The organism is Tropicimonas sp. S265A (assembly GCF_049800835.1).
In the GTDB taxonomy this organism is placed as follows: domain Bacteria; phylum Pseudomonadota; class Alphaproteobacteria; order Rhodobacterales; family Rhodobacteraceae; genus Dinoroseobacter.
Genome location: NZ_JBNAFU010000003.1, coordinates 71,332 through 85,223, shown reverse-complemented (window position 1 = coordinate 85,223; position 13,892 = coordinate 71,332). Strand labels below are relative to the sequence as shown.

12 protein-coding genes are annotated in these 13,892 nt (G+C 60.4%); 11 read left to right on the top strand and 1 reads right to left on the bottom strand.

From position 1 onward, the window contains the following. The first annotated feature begins 6 nt into the window (after window positions 1-6). The 11 genes from ACP15N_RS10455 (at window position 7) to ACP15N_RS10405 (ending at window position 11,501) form a co-directional block, all read left to right on the top strand. Window positions 7-1,095, top strand: coding sequence for an ABC transporter ATP-binding protein (locus ACP15N_RS10455; protein WP_425092210.1), 1,089 nt, complete (start codon window positions 7-9; stop codon window positions 1,093-1,095). A gap of 12 nt (window positions 1,096-1,107) precedes the next feature. Continuing rightward, entirely contained in the window at window positions 1,108-2,184 is a 1,077-nt protein-coding gene (locus tag ACP15N_RS10450; protein WP_425092209.1) for an ABC transporter ATP-binding protein, read from the top strand. Next, window positions 2,184-3,053 carry a carbohydrate ABC transporter permease gene (locus tag ACP15N_RS10445; RefSeq protein ID WP_425092208.1) on the top strand — a complete coding sequence of 290 codons (870 nt, stop codon included), beginning with the start codon at window positions 2,184-2,186 and terminating at the stop codon, window positions 3,051-3,053. The genes ACP15N_RS10450 and ACP15N_RS10445 overlap by 1 nt, the downstream gene beginning before the upstream one ends. 3 nt (window positions 3,054-3,056) lie before the next feature. After that, the gene (locus tag ACP15N_RS10440) at window positions 3,057-3,908 is read left to right on the top strand and encodes a carbohydrate ABC transporter permease (RefSeq protein ID WP_425092207.1); all 852 of its coding nucleotides are present in this window, start codon (window positions 3,057-3,059) and stop codon (window positions 3,906-3,908) included. Further along, window positions 3,908-4,348 (top strand): hypothetical protein, encoded by a 441-nt coding sequence (locus tag ACP15N_RS10435; protein WP_425092206.1) that lies wholly within the window; start codon window positions 3,908-3,910, stop codon window positions 4,346-4,348. The genes ACP15N_RS10440 and ACP15N_RS10435 overlap by 1 nt, the downstream gene beginning before the upstream one ends. Further along, complete coding sequence (locus tag ACP15N_RS10430; protein ID WP_425092205.1) at window positions 4,348-4,620, top strand: DUF2160 domain-containing protein; 273 nt, start codon at window positions 4,348-4,350, stop codon at window positions 4,618-4,620. The genes ACP15N_RS10435 and ACP15N_RS10430 overlap by 1 nt, the downstream gene beginning before the upstream one ends. 78 nt (window positions 4,621-4,698) lie before the next feature. After that, window positions 4,699-6,420 carry an ABC transporter substrate-binding protein gene (locus ACP15N_RS10425; RefSeq protein ID WP_425092204.1) on the top strand — a complete coding sequence of 574 codons (1,722 nt, stop codon included), beginning with the start codon at window positions 4,699-4,701 and terminating at the stop codon, window positions 6,418-6,420. 97 nt (window positions 6,421-6,517) lie between these two features. Further along, window positions 6,518-8,005 carry a glycerol kinase GlpK gene (gene glpK / locus ACP15N_RS10420; RefSeq protein WP_425092203.1) on the top strand — a complete coding sequence of 496 codons (1,488 nt, stop codon included), beginning with the start codon at window positions 6,518-6,520 and terminating at the stop codon, window positions 8,003-8,005. 2 nt (window positions 8,006-8,007) lie between these two features. Continuing rightward, window positions 8,008-9,165 carry an iron-containing alcohol dehydrogenase gene (locus tag ACP15N_RS10415; protein WP_425092202.1) on the top strand — a complete coding sequence of 386 codons (1,158 nt, stop codon included), beginning with the start codon at window positions 8,008-8,010 and terminating at the stop codon, window positions 9,163-9,165. Between the two features lie 183 nt (window positions 9,166-9,348). After that, a complete protein-coding gene (locus ACP15N_RS10410; protein WP_425092201.1) occupies window positions 9,349-10,413 on the top strand; it encodes a PLP-dependent cysteine synthase family protein in 1,065 nt (354 codons plus the stop codon). 89 nt (window positions 10,414-10,502) lie between these two features. After that, complete coding sequence (locus tag ACP15N_RS10405; protein ID WP_425092200.1) at window positions 10,503-11,501, top strand: AraC family transcriptional regulator; 999 nt, start codon at window positions 10,503-10,505, stop codon at window positions 11,499-11,501. Between the two features lie 8 nt (window positions 11,502-11,509). Here the strand turns inward: ACP15N_RS10405 and ACP15N_RS10400 are convergent, their stop codons facing one another. Continuing rightward, entirely contained in the window at window positions 11,510-13,891 is a 2,382-nt protein-coding gene (locus ACP15N_RS10400) for a YbcC family protein (protein WP_425092199.1), read from the bottom strand. Window position 13,892 lies beyond the last annotated feature (1 nt).

Sequence of the window (13,892 nt, the reverse complement as noted above, 5' to 3'; positions counted from 1 at the left end):
GGGGCCATGACGCTTGAACTCAAGAACGTGTCAAAGGTGGTGAACGGGGTCACGCATATCTTCCCCACCGACCTGACGCTGAACAAAGGCACGATGAATGTGCTCCTTGGACCGACCTTGTCGGGAAAAACCTCTCTGATGCGTTTGATGGCGGGTCTCGATGCGCCGACAGAGGGGCAGATTTTCTGGGAAGGCGCCGACGTTACGGGCATGCGGGTGCAAGACCGTCAGGTCGCGATGGTTTACCAGCAGTTCATCAATTACCCGACCATGACGGTCTACGATAACATTGCCTCGCCCATGCGCATCCTTGGGAGGTCCAAGGCGGAGATTGACGCTGCCGTGCGCAAGGCCGCGGATTTGATGCAGCTTTCGCCGCTGCTGGATCGAAAGCCATTGGAGCTTTCTGGCGGGCAGCAGCAGCGCTGTGCGTTGGCGCGGGCCCTCGTAAAGGATGCTGGGCTGGTTCTGCTGGATGAGCCTTTGGCGAACCTCGATTACAAGCTGCGCGAAGAACTGCGCGTGGAGATTCCCAAGATCTTCGAAGAGGCCGGATCGATTTTCGTATATGCCACGACCGAACCTGAAGAAGCGCTTCTGCTTGGCGGCTCGACCGCCGCGCTCTGGGAAGGGCGGGTCACGCAGTTCGGGCCAACGCCGACGGTGTACCGTCAGCCCGTTGATGCCACGACAGCACGAGTCTTCAGCGATCCGCCGATGAACTTTCTGCGGGTCAGCAAGACCGGAGCGAAGATCATGTTCGGGGATGGTCAAAGCGCCCCTGTGATGGGTCCGATGGAGGGGTTGGCAGATGGTCGCTATCTTGCCGGGTTCCGCCCGAACCATGTGGAGATTATCTCGCACAGCGCAGGAGCTATGGAATTTGATACGCGTTTGGTCGTCACGGAATTGACCGGGTCCGAAACCTTCGTGCATCTCGACCATCATGGCGAACGGTGGGTGGGTCTGGTCCATGGCGTGCATGACCTGGAACTTGGTGCGCCGCTCAAGGTCTATCTTGACCCGCGCCATGTCTACATTTTCGACGAGGACGGCACGCTGGTTGCGCCCGCCTCCTACGCGCTGGCCGCCTGAAGGGAGGGGACCATGGCAAAGATCACGCTGGACAACCTCGCGCATTCCTACCTTCCCAACCCGGCGGGCGAAGATGACTTTGCGCTCAAGGAACTGAACCATGTTTGGTCGGATGGCGAGGCTTACGCCTTGCTTGGGGCGTCGGGCTGCGGGAAATCGACCTTGCTCAACATCATCTCAGGCCTTCTGCATCCGAGCCAGGGGCGCATCCTGTTTGACGGCGTGGACGTGACCGGCGCGAGTACGGCAGACCGCAACATCGCGCAGGTGTTCCAGTTTCCGGTGGTCTACGACACGATGACCGTGCGCGACAACCTCGCCTTCCCGCTGAAGAACCGTGGGGCGAGCGCACAATATATCTCCGAGCGCGTGCAGCAGATCGGTGCGATGATCGGGATGGAAGCCGAACTCGACAAGCGCGCACGCGGTCTGACGGCAGACGCCAAACAAAAGATCAGTCTAGGTCGGGGCATGGTGCGTGAGGATGTCAACGCGCTCCTGTTCGACGAACCGCTGACGGTGATTGATCCCCACATGAAGTGGGAATTGCGGACGCAGCTGAAATCGCTCCACCACGAGTTCGGGCACACGATGATCTATGTGACCCATGACCAGACGGAGGCACTAACCTTCGCTGACAAAGTCGTTGTCATGTATGATGGGCGCGTGGTGCAGATCGGCACACCGCAGGAACTGTTTGAGCGGCCTGAGCACACGTTTGTCGGCTATTTCATCGGCTCCCCGGGCATGAACGTCATCCCGGCCTCAATCGACGGGATGACGGCAACGGTTCACGGCGCCACCCTGAAACTGGACCGGGCTTTTGAGCCGTTGTCCGGCAAGGTTGAACTGGGCGTGCGCCCGGAATTCGTGAAATTGACCGATGGCGAGGGCCTGCCCGTCAAGGTGAGGCGCGTCGAAGACGTGGGTCGCCACAAGATCGTGCGCGCCGACCTGTTTGGCAGCGAAATCAATATCGTTGCCGCAGAAGACGTATCGATTTCACCCGACATGACCCGTGTGGCCTTCGATCCGGCACATGTGAATGTTTACGTCGATGATTGGCGCACCGAAGGAAAGGCCGCCTGATGGAAAAGACAGTCAATCAAAAGGCATGGTTTCTTGTTCTGCCGGTGCTGATCCTTGTGGCGTTCTCTGCTGTCATCCCGCTGATGACGGTCGTGAACTACTCGGTGCAGGATACGTTTGGAAACAACCAGTTCTTCTGGGCAGGGCTGGAGTGGTTTCAGGACATGCTCCGTGACGACCGGATGTGGGACGCGCTCGGGCGCCAGCTCATGTTCTCGGCCATCATCCTTGCCATCGAAATCCCGCTTGGTGTTTTCATTGCGCTCAACATGCCCAAGCGCGGGTTCTGGGTCAGCTTTTGTCTTGTGATGATGTCCCTACCGTTGCTGATCCCGTGGAACGTGGTCGGCACCATCTGGCAAATCTTTGGTCGGGTGGATATTGGCCTTCTGGGCCACACGCTTGCCGGGCTCGGAATCGACTACAACTACACCAGCGATCCTTTTGCGGCTTGGGTGACGATCATCGTCATGGATGTCTGGCACTGGACCTCGCTCGTGGCGCTGCTGGCCTACGCGGGACTGAAATCCATCCCGGACGCTTACTATCAAGCGGCCAAGATCGATCAGGCGAGCCGCTGGAACGTATTCCGTTATATCGAACTGCCAAAGATGATGGGCGTCTTGATGATCGCGGTTCTGTTGCGGTTCATGGACAGTTTCATGATCTATACCGAACCGTTTGTGGTCACCGGCGGTGGCCCGGGCTCCACCACCACGATGCTGTCCATCGATCTGGTAAAAATGGCGCTCGGTCAGTTCGACCTCGGACCTGCTGCGGCCTTCTCGATCATGTACTTCCTCGTGATCCTTCTGATCTCATGGGTGTTCTACACCGTGATGACCAACCTCGATAAGCGGGAGGGTTGATCCATGGCCGACGCTTCGATCACGCGCACCGAGAGCCGCGGCTTTGCCCTGCCCAAGGTCAAGAGCAGCACGGTCGTCATGACCCTGTACCTGCTGTTCCTGATGCTGCCGATCTACTGGCTTTTGAACATGAGCTTGAAGACCAACACGGAGATCCTTAGCACCTTCACGCTTTGGCCGTCGAACCCGACGCTCGACAACTATCGAACGATCCTGACCGATCCGGCTTGGTATACCGGCTACATCAACTCGCTGATCTATGTCGTGATGAACACGGTTATCAGCCTCGCCGTGGCGCTGCCCGCAGCTTATGCGTTCAGCCGCTATCACTTCATGGGCGACAAGCACCTGTTCTTCTGGCTGCTGACCAACCGGATGGCGCCGCCCGCGGTCTTTGCGCTGCCGTTCTTCCAGCTCTACTCCAGCGTCGGTCTGTTCGACACGCATATCGCCGTGGCGCTGGCGCATTGTCTGTTTAACGTGCCGCTGGCGGTCTGGATCCTCGAAGGGTTCATGCGCGGCGTCCCGAAAGAGATCGACGAGACAGCGTATATCGACGGCTATTCCTTCGGCAGCTTCTTCGTGAAGATCTTCATGCCGCTGATCGCCTCGGGCATCGGTGTGGCGGCGTTCTTCTGCTTCATGTTCTCATGGGTGGAACTGCTGCTGAGCCGCACACTGACCACGGTTGACGCAAAGCCCATCGCTGCGATTATGACCCGGACGCAAGGGGCCGCTGGTATTGACTGGGGCGTGCTTGCGGCAGCGGGGGTTCTGACCATCGTGCCGGGCGCTTTGGTGATTTACTTCGTGCGCAACTACATCGCCAAGGGCTTTGCGTTGGGGAGGGTGTGATGTCAAAGGTTGCAGAGAAAGTTTTTTCTTCTGAAGAGTTCGTTCTTCAGCTGCACGACAAGCGGTATGATACCGTATCGGGCCTGATGACTTTTTTCGCAAAGTCCGCGATTGGGTTGCACGGCGGTGCAATTGGCCTCGTACTCTCCGGACAGATTTTTATTAGACCCTCCGTTTCTCCGGAGTTGTGGTTTGCGGTCGGATGCTTCTCCGCTGGGTTGGTATGCGCGTTTTCCGGCGTCGGAGTTCTTTATTTTGCGATGATGAAAATACTCAATGACACCGAGACATATGCGAACGTGGACTCGAAGCAAACGTGGCTGGCGAAAAATATCTGGCACGTGCGGGTCGCAGGAACGGGATACATTTCTTCGATCCTTTTCTTTATCTTAGGATTGATTGCCTCGTTCCTCGCTTTCGCTCAGGCAGGAGAATCCTAATGGACTGGATGGCATGGACCTGGCCGACGGCGATCTTCTTCATGGTAATCGCCAGCCTGCTCATCACCTTCACGATCCTTGCGATCAAGTTTCCCGAGACGCCCCGCGTGGGCGTGCTGCGGATTGAGACGACGCGCGGGGACAGGCTGTTCATAACGCTGCTCGGCTCGGCCTTCATCAATCTGGCCTGGCTGGGCCTGACCGACATGGCCCAGTGGTGGGCCCTTGTGATCTGCGCGGTCTACGCCGTTCTGGTGTTCAGATACGTCTGACTGCGCCGATGAATACCCGGGTGAGAGGATAACCTGCCCGGCTGCTACGATACTCAAGTTCAACCAGGGAGGTTTTTCATGAACTTGTCACTTAGAACGTCAACGGCGGTGGCTGTTGGGCTGGCATTGTCTGCCACGCCAACATTCGCCGACATGGACGCGGCGATGGAGTTTCTCGACAACGAGATTGCCGGTCTGTCCGTCCTGTCCCGCGAAGAGCAGGAAGCAGAAATGCAGTTCTTCGTCGATGCGGCAGCGCCGTTTCAGGGGATGGAGATCAAGGTTGTCTCCGAAACAATTACGACACACGAATACGAAAGCCAGGTGCTGGCGCCCGCGTTCACCGCGATCACCGGCATTCAGGTCACGCATGACCTGATCGGCGAAGGCGACGTCGTCGAAAAGCTGCAAACCCAAATGCAGTCGGGCGAGAACATCTATGACGCCTACATCAACGACTCCGACCTGATCGGCACCCACTGGCGCTATCAGCAGGTGCGCAACCTGACCGACTGGATGGCCGGAGAGGGCGCGGACGTGACGCTGCCGACGCTGGACATCGATGACTTCATCGGCACCAGCTTCACCACCGGGCCCGATGGCAAGCTTTATCAGCTGCCCAGTCAGCAGTTCGCGAACCTCTACTGGTTCCGCTACGACTGGTTCAACGACGAAAAGAACAAGGCCGACTTCCGCGAAGCCTATGGCTATGACCTTGGCGTACCGGTGAACTGGTCCGCCTATGAGGACATTGCCGAGTTCTTTACCGGTCGCGACCTGAGCCATCTCGGCGTCGAAGGCGAAGTCTTTGGCAACATGGACTATGGCAAGAAAGACCCCTCGCTGGGCTGGCGCTACACTGATGCGTGGATGTCCATGGCTGGCATGGGCGACGTCGGCGAGCCGAACGGCCTGCCGGTGGACGAGTGGGGTATTCGTGTGAACGAAAACTCCCAGCCGGTCGGATCCTGTGTGGCTCGTGGCGGGGCCACCAACTCGCCCGCCGCGGTCTATGCCGTGAACAAGGCGATCGAGTGGCTGCAGAAGTACTCGCCCCCGGCGGCGGCTGGCATGACGTTCTCCGAAGCGGGTCCAATCCCGGCGCAGGGCAACGTGGCACAGCAGATGTTCTGGTACACCGCGTTTACCGCCGCCACGGTCGAGCCTGGCCTGCCGGTGATGAACGAGGATGGCACGCCCAAGTGGCGCATGGCGCCCTCCCCGCACGGTGTCTACTGGAAAGAGGGCCAGAAGGTCGGCTATCAGGACGCTGGCTCCTGGACGCTGATGAAATCCACCCCGGTGGATCGTGCAAAGGCCGCGTGGCTCTATGCCCAGTTCGTGACCTCCAAGACCGTGGACCTCAAGAAATCGGACGTAGGCCTGACCTTCATCCGCGAGTCCACGATCGACAGCGATCACTTCACGCAGCGTGCCGACAAGCTCGGCGGTCTGGTGGAGTTCTACCGCTCGCCCGCGCGCGTGGCTTGGTCGCCGACCGGCACGAACGTTCCGGATTATCCGCGTCTGGCGCAGCTTTGGTGGCAGAACATCGGGGACGCAATGTCCGGTCAAAAGACCGCGCAGGAAGCCCTCGATGCCCTTTGCGAAGCACAGGAAGCCGTGCTTGAGCGCCTGGAGCGCGCAGGCGTTCAGGGCGATCTTGGTCCGGTCATGAACGAAGAGCTTGGTGCCGAGCACTGGTTCGCACAGCCCGGGGCGCCGTTCCCGAAGCTGGAGAACGAGGACGAAGAGCCGATGACCGTCGCCTATGACGAACTGATCCAGTCCTGGCAGTAAACACCGATGATGTGGGGCGCATAATGCGCCCCACGTTTCTTTCACGACCCAGCCGACCCGTGAGGGCCGCTGATGATACCATCAGAAAGTTGATCCGATGACCTACGTGCTGGCGATTGATCAGGGCACCACGTCCTCTCGCGCGATCCTGTTCGACACGGCGCTAAACCCCGTCGCCACCGCGCAGGAAGAGTTTCCGCAGATCTTTCCGCAATCGGGTTGGGTGGAGCATGATCCAGCCGATCTGTGGGCGACGACCGCAGGCACCTGCCGCGCGGTGATCGAGCGCGCGTCCGTTGATCCGTCCGAAATCGTCTCCATCGGGATCACCAACCAGCGCGAAACGACCGTTGTCTGGAACAAGGCCACCGGCAAGCCGATCCACAATGCGATTGTCTGGCAGGACCGACGCACTGCCGATCAGTGCCGCACCCTTCGGGATGCCGGGCATTCGGACATGTTCACGGACCGCACCGGCCTGCTGCTTGATCCCTATTTCTCGGCCACGAAGCTGAAATGGCTGCTCGATAACGTCGAAGGCGCGCGAGATGCCGCAAGACGTGGAGAGTTGCTCTTTGGGACGGTCGACACATTCCTGATCTGGAAGCTGACGGGTGGAAAAGTTCATGCGACCGATGCCACCAACGCTGCGCGCACGATGCTCTACGATATTCGCAAGGGGCGCTGGAGCCAGACAATCTGTGATCTGTTCGATATCCCGATGGACATGCTGCCCGAGGTCAAGGACAGCGCGGCCGATTTCGGCATGTGCCGAAGTGATCTGTTCGGGCGATCGATCCCTATCCGTGGTGTGGCGGGCGACCAACAGGCGGCGACGCTGGGGCAGGCGTGTTTCGAGCCCGGCATGCTCAAATCCACCTATGGCACCGGGTGCTTTGCCCTGCTCAACACAGGCGACACACCGGTCCGTTCCAACAATCGACTTCTGACGACAATTGCCTATCAGCTGGACGGCAAGCCGACGTACGCTCTGGAGGGATCGATCTTCGTCGCGGGTGCCGTGGTCCAATGGTTGCGGGACGGGTTGAAAATGATCCGCGAAGCCTCGGAGACGCAGCCGCTGGCCGAACGGGCCGATCCGTCTCAATCGGTGGTGCTGGTGCCCGCGTTCACCGGTCTTGGTGCGCCCTATTGGAACCCTGACTGCCGCGGCGCCATCTTTGGTCTGACCCGCAATTCCGGGCCCGAGGATCTGGCCCGTGCCGCACTCGAAAGTGTCGGGTATCAGACCCGCGATCTGTTGGAGGCCATGCGCTCGGACTGGACTTCGGACACCGGCGCTGGCGTGCTGCGTGTCGATGGCGGGATGAGCGCATCTGACTGGGCGATGCAGTTTCTGGCCGACATCATCGGAGCTCCGGTCGACCGTCCAAAGGTTTTGGAAACGACGGCCGTGGGCGTTGCCTGGCTGGCAGGGATGAAAATGGGGGCCCTGCCGGATCAGGCGGAGTTTTCGCAATCCTGGGCGCTGGACGAACGGTTTTCCCCGCGGATGGACGAGGCAACACGGAACGACAAGTACGCCGCGTGGCAGCGCGCCGTACAAAGTACGATGGCGTTCTAGTAATGATCGCCGCGCAGCCATTCGCGTTTTCCGCACCGACCAATGTGCATTTCGGCGATGGCGTGAGCACGCGGATCGCCGACGTCCTGCCCAAGGGTGTCCGAAGTCTGGCGCTGATCCGGGGCGGGCGCGGCGTGGCCGCCGAGCCGCTTGTCACCCGCCTGCGCACCCAAGGCTACGCGGTCGCCGAGGTTCGTTGCGCCGGTGAACCCTCGGTTGCGTCGATCAATGCCGCGGTGGATGAATTGCGTCCCAGGGCCGTAGAGGCTGTTGTTGCCTGCGGCGGAGGGGCTGTGCTGGACACTGGAAAAGCGGTTGCCTTTTGCCTCGGTCACGATCTGACGCTGAAGGAAGATTTCTCCGCAATCTCCGCCGACCTGCTGGCCGCACCCGGTCCGATCCCATGCATCGCGGTACCGACCACTGCCGGCACCGGGGCCGAGGTGACGGCAAACGCCGTTCTGGAGCTCCCGTCCAGGGGTGCGAAGGTGAGTTTGCGGGGGCGTGCCCTGTTCCCGGTCACAGCGCTGGTGGACCCGCTGCTTTTGCCGTCGGCGCGACGCGAAACCATCCTCAGCTCAGGTCTGGATGCGGTTGTGCAAACCATCGAGTCCTACACATCCTGCGCCGCAACGCCGTTTTCCGATGCTCTTACGCGGCTGAACATCGACCTTGGGTTGCGGTCCTTGCGTGCGGTGATTAAAAATGGCACGCCGCAGGCATGGCGTGATCTGGCGTGGGTCAGCATGACAAGCGGGCTTGCGCTAGCAAACTCAGGGCTTGGGGCTGCGCACGGACTGGCGTCTGTGCTGGGGGGGCGCTACGGCGCACCGCACGGCGTCTTGTGTGGACGCTTCCTTGTGCCTGTTCTGCGCCAGAACCTGAAAGTTGCAGATCCGCGGAGCGACGCGCATCGACGCATTCTGCATGCTTGTGCCGCAATTGCTGAGGTGTTCGCACCGAAACAGGGTGGGGACGACTTGTCTGGGTTGGAAAGTTGGCAAAACGCAAACGGCCTGCCCCGGCTTGCCTCCTTCGGGGTCGTTGAATCCGATTTTGCAGAGTTGGCCAGCCAATCGGCGGGCGCATCGTCCAGCAAGAAGAACGCTGTTGTGTTGGAGGACGCACATTACGCCGCAATCCTCGCGGAGGCGCTCTAGACCGCGCAAAGTTGAGATTCGCAAGAAAACCAGTCACCATCAGGGACGACTGCTGCGGTGCGAGGAGCCTCTGGTTGGCAGACCTCCAGCCTTCAGCACCTCGTTTGGCGAAGACAACCGAACACCCGGACCGGGCGGTTCGGCCATTCTCGGAAAGGACAGAATATGGGTTCAGGACCTCCCATGCGTAAGACGGAGGGGCAGGGAAAACTCTTTGGCTCCATCCTTGATACGGTCGGCAATACCCCGGTGATCCGGATCAACAACCTCGCGCCGGAGGGGGTGGAGCTGTACGTAAAAGCCGAGTTCTTCAACCCTGCGGCATCGGTGAAGGACAGGCTCGCGCTCAATATCATCGAGGCAGCCGAACGCGACGGGTCCCTCTCTCCGGGGCAGACTGTCGTGGAGGCGACATCCGGAAATACGGGCATCGGTCTGGCGATGGTCTGCGCACAGAAGGGTTATCCGCTCGTGGTCACGATGGCGGACAGTTTTTCGATCGAGCGGCGCAAGCTGATGCGGATGCTTGGGGCCAAGGTGGTGCTGACCCCGCGGGCGGAAAAGGGGTTCGGCATGTACCGCAAGGCGGTTGAACTGGCGGAGGCAAACGGATGGTTTCTCGCGCATCAGTTCGAAACCGAAGCGAATGCCGACATGCATGAAAACACCACAGCTCAGGAGATCCTGTCTGATTTCCGGGGCAAGCGTCTTGACTACTTCGTAACGGGCTACGGCACCGGGGGTACGGTGTCCGGCGTGGGCCGTGTGCTGCGCAAAGAACGGCCCGACTGCAAGATCATCCTTACCGAACCAGGCAACGCACAGCTTTTGGGCAGCGGGATCGCTCAGGAGCGCGACGCCTCAGGCGCGCCACTTGTCAGCCATAGTGCCTTCGAACCACACCCGATCCAGGGTTGGACACCGGATTTCATTCCGCAGGTCTTGCAGGAATCCATCGACCGGTCCTTCTACGACAAGCTGTTGCCGGTTGCCGGCGCCGACGGGATCGCGTGGGCACGGAAACTGGCCAGCACCGAAGGCATTCTGACCGGAATATCCGGTGGGTCTACATTTGCGATTTCGCAAGAGGTCGCGCGGCAAGCTGAGACCGGAGCCGTCATCTTGTGCATGTTGCCTGATACGGGCGAAAGATATCTTTCGACACCCATGTTCGAAGGAATCGCCGAAGACATGGACGAGGAAGAGCGCGCGATCTCTGCTTCCACACCGGGCTATCAGCTGGGCTGAGAGCGGCGCGCGCGCATCGGCTGGCCTACGGGCCGCGATGAAAGGCGCGCGCTTTGGATATCGCCCTGACTTAGCCTAGACTGAAGGGCATGGGGTATGTGACGTCGCTCTTCGCGCGGAAGGTGATTGCTGCGGCGGGATCAACCGTCGACGCAGCAGAACTTCTGACGGAGGCCGGGCTTTCATCTGACGCGCCGCTGGACCCCAAAGTCATGCTGCGAGACACCGTGTACTACGACTTGCTGGAAGGCATCGCACAACAAACGGACGCGACTGCGCTTCCGCTCCGGGTCGGGGCGTCCATGCTGTGCGACGAATATGGGGCACTTGGCCTTGCCTGGAAAGCGGCGCCAACGTTGGGCGGTTCCTTTGCCCGGGTTGAACGCTATGCACGGCTTTGGACCAGCGTCGTCGAATACGAACTCCGCCAAACCGACCGGGGCGTTCTTTATATCCTGCACCGGTCCGGTCCTCGCAGGCTCGGGATGCGCCTGTCCAACGAAGCAACGATTGCGAGTACCGTGTCGCTCTGTCGGCAGGTGACCTCCGACGCATTCACTCCTCTCGAAGTGCGGTTCAAGCACTCTGCACCGGCATCCATTACTGATCATGAGGCCTTCTTCGGCTGCCCGGTGCGGTTCGACGCGGATCTCGACGCCCTGCTCATATCGCCGGAGGCAATGGCGCAGCCCACCCGGCTCGGCGACGAAGGGATCACGCAATTCCTGTTGTCCCACTTGGAGGCGGAACTGCGCAGCCTGCGCGATGAACCATCTCTGGAGGCCATGACGAAAGATGCAATCGCGCGATCCTTGAGCGAGGGCCTGCCAAAGGTCGCCGATATTGCGCGTAGTCTGGGGATGAGCGCCAGATCGTTTCAGCGGCGTTTGTCCGAGCATGGGCTCAGCTATCAGACCCTGACGGAAACCACGCGGCGCGAGCTCGCTGAAGGTCTCATGAAAGACGAGCAATACTCGCTCTCCGAGATTGCATTTCTTACGGGGTTTTCAGAGCAAAGCGCGTTTACCCGGGCGTTCAAGCGCTGGGCGGGGCAGACCCCGGCCAGCTATCGAAAGATGCGGATATAAGCCGACGATCAGGCCGCATGCTCCGTAGGGGAGTACTCGTCCCACGAAAGACCGGGCCGATAGCGCGCATCGACCTGCCCGTCCTTCAGAGTGAACAGGTGCAGCCAGCTGTTGTCGAAAAGCCCGCGCACCTCTGGGTGCTGCGAAAGAACGTCAAGGATCGCTTCTCGCGGAGCTTCGATCATGACCGACAGGCGCAATGGTTCGTGCACAAGCGCGTTTCCATCGTGGACAGCTTGCCACGGCAGGCCCGGGCGCAGGCGGCCACTATTACCTTCAATCACGCCGATCCCGCCAACCACATTGTGGATCAGCTTGTTGCCGCCGCCGAATACCTCGGGCGCGACGGAGGATCCAAAATACTGAAGGCTTATCCAACTGGCCACCACCACAGGGGCCGTCAGGATCAGTTCCAAAGTTTTGTAGTCCTCATCAGTCTGCCAGTCATAGCTGTGCAGAAACGCGCGGCCGCTCAGATCCTTGCCAGCGGTTGCCTTCCGCGGTGCCGCGATGAAGGCCGCGCACCCCGCAAGACCCCATTCGGGTCGGACCTCGGCCCAGTTGAGGGCGCGCGCCGCAACCGTGTCCGCAGACGCTCCGGGAAGTTTTGCGGCCCGTTCGGCCCGCGCGATCTTGCCCGCCTGCTCCAGCCAACCGCGCAGTTTGCGCAGATCCTCGGGCCTATGATGTGGAAGGCTATCCTCGAACACAGAGACACGGTCAGTTGTCGTGTCGTGCAGACCAGCGACAAACAACGTGTCCTCCGGCAGAGCCATCCCGCGATCTTTCAAACCCGCGCGTGTCTCTGGATCGTTCAAAAGAAGTGCCAGAAGGCGCGCCGACACTTCACCGGTGTAGCCGCCGCAAGCGCCACAATGATACGCGCTTTCGTGAGGGTTGTTCGTGACATGTCCGCCATGTCCAAGCAGGAGGATCAGCTGACCATGGCCCTCTGTCATGCTCATCGCCTTTAGGACAGCGGTCGCGGTGTCCACCTTCTGTTCGATGGACAGATCACCAACAACCCGCGGTGCCGGTTCCTGACGCGCAGGCGTTGTTCCGAGCCCCAGCGCGTCACGCACCAGCTTGCCAGCATAGAGCGGGCCTGCGGCCTCGACGAATGCGAATGACGACACTGCCGCCTGCCGGAACCGGCCCCAAGCCCGCGAGGTCCGGGCCGAGATCCGAACGTCCTGTTCCGCAGGGCCCTCGGCGTGGCTTGTCGTCTCAACGGCCGGGTTCAGCAAGACAGGCAGATGCGCCTCAACCACATCGGAGCCGTGTGACTTGTGGGCGAGGGGCAACCCGAAGAAGCCGGCAAAGCCGATTGTTTCAATCGATGGATCCACGGTTTCAAGCGCCCGGCGAAAGACTTCTGACCGGACATCGATGCAAAACGCGGCTTGCAGAAACGGTCTTTCGCCAGTGGTCGACGCACCATCAAGAGCGTCCGCCAACTGCCGCTGATGGGCGCGGTCGCTCGCGTCCTGCAAAATGGCAAGAGCAACCGTCTCGCGCGTTGGGGCAACAGGCATCGCGTGCGCGACCACTGTCTCTGCCCACGCCTGTCCAATCTCTGGAACATGCTTCAGAAGTGCCTCTTCCCAGATCAACCGGATGGCCAGCAGATCAACCAAGGTCCGATCGGTCTTTCCTGCCAATTCGGCTTGCCACAAAAGCCACCGCGCGTGCTGTGACCAGCCTCCGAGATCCATGTACAAGCGATGAAATGCGGTTTCGGCGGACGCTTCATCAAGGCCGAGGGTTGCCGCTGCGCGTGTAATCGCACGCTCTGCCGTATCTGGTGCTTGGGTAACATGCGCACAAAAGCCAGTCAGACCGGCGATTTCTGGGGTAAGATCATGGGTCGCAAATGCCCGCCACGCGGCGAAAGCCTCTGTACCCGGGGTCGGCGACCACAGGGCCTGTCCGCGGTCAAAATGACCCGCAGCCCAAAGCCCAACGGTTTTTTCAACGAGCGCCGGCCAATCCACCCCCGTCGCCTCGGCAGCAAGTGCCGCGATGGTTGGCAGTGCAACGGGTTGAGCGTCTTCGTCGCCCATCGCAGCAGACTTCAGGGATGCAACGCTTTCGGGTTTTAGCGACGAGGTCGATGCCGCGAGTGCTGTGGACAGGTCCGCGTCGGTGATCCGTCCGTTTTCCAATGCGACCCTGTACGCAGAAGCAGATTGTGTGGCTTGCAGGCCCGCGACCCTTTTGAGCCGCGCAGAGGCCGTCGCCAGATCCTCGGTGGCCTGGCCAAGAAACGGGTTCACGGCCACGGTTGCCTCAAGCGGGAAGGCAGGTGGAATGGCCCGTGCAGCTGCTTCGGCTGCTTTCAGGACGTTGGACATCACAGCGGGGGCGATTTCGGAATGTTTCATGAACATG

Excerpts from the sequence above, each read along its gene's own strand:
- ACP15N_RS10455 (WP_425092210.1), top strand. The coding sequence starts at position 7 with ATGACGCTTGAACTCAAGAACGTGTCAAAGGTGGTGAACGGGGTCACG.
- ACP15N_RS10450 (WP_425092209.1), top strand. The coding sequence starts at position 1,108 with ATGGCAAAGATCACGCTGGACAACCTCGCGCATTCCTACCTTCCCAAC.
- ACP15N_RS10445 (WP_425092208.1), top strand. The coding sequence starts at position 2,184 with ATGGAAAAGACAGTCAATCAAAAGGCATGGTTTCTTGTTCTGCCGGTG.
- ACP15N_RS10440 (WP_425092207.1), top strand. The coding sequence starts at position 3,057 with ATGGCCGACGCTTCGATCACGCGCACCGAGAGCCGCGGCTTTGCCCTG.
- ACP15N_RS10435 (WP_425092206.1), top strand. The coding sequence starts at position 3,908 with ATGTCAAAGGTTGCAGAGAAAGTTTTTTCTTCTGAAGAGTTCGTTCTT.
- ACP15N_RS10430 (WP_425092205.1), top strand. The coding sequence starts at position 4,348 with ATGGACTGGATGGCATGGACCTGGCCGACGGCGATCTTCTTCATGGTA.
- ACP15N_RS10425 (WP_425092204.1), top strand. The coding sequence starts at position 4,699 with ATGAACTTGTCACTTAGAACGTCAACGGCGGTGGCTGTTGGGCTGGCA.
- glpK (WP_425092203.1), top strand. The coding sequence starts at position 6,518 with ATGACCTACGTGCTGGCGATTGATCAGGGCACCACGTCCTCTCGCGCG.
- ACP15N_RS10415 (WP_425092202.1), top strand. The coding sequence starts at position 8,008 with ATGATCGCCGCGCAGCCATTCGCGTTTTCCGCACCGACCAATGTGCAT.
- ACP15N_RS10410 (WP_425092201.1), top strand. The coding sequence starts at position 9,349 with ATGCGTAAGACGGAGGGGCAGGGAAAACTCTTTGGCTCCATCCTTGAT.
- ACP15N_RS10405 (WP_425092200.1), top strand. The coding sequence starts at position 10,503 with ATGGGGTATGTGACGTCGCTCTTCGCGCGGAAGGTGATTGCTGCGGCG.
- ACP15N_RS10400 (WP_425092199.1), bottom strand. The coding sequence starts at position 13,891 with ATGTTCATGAAACATTCCGAAATCGCCCCCGCTGTGATGTCCAACGTC.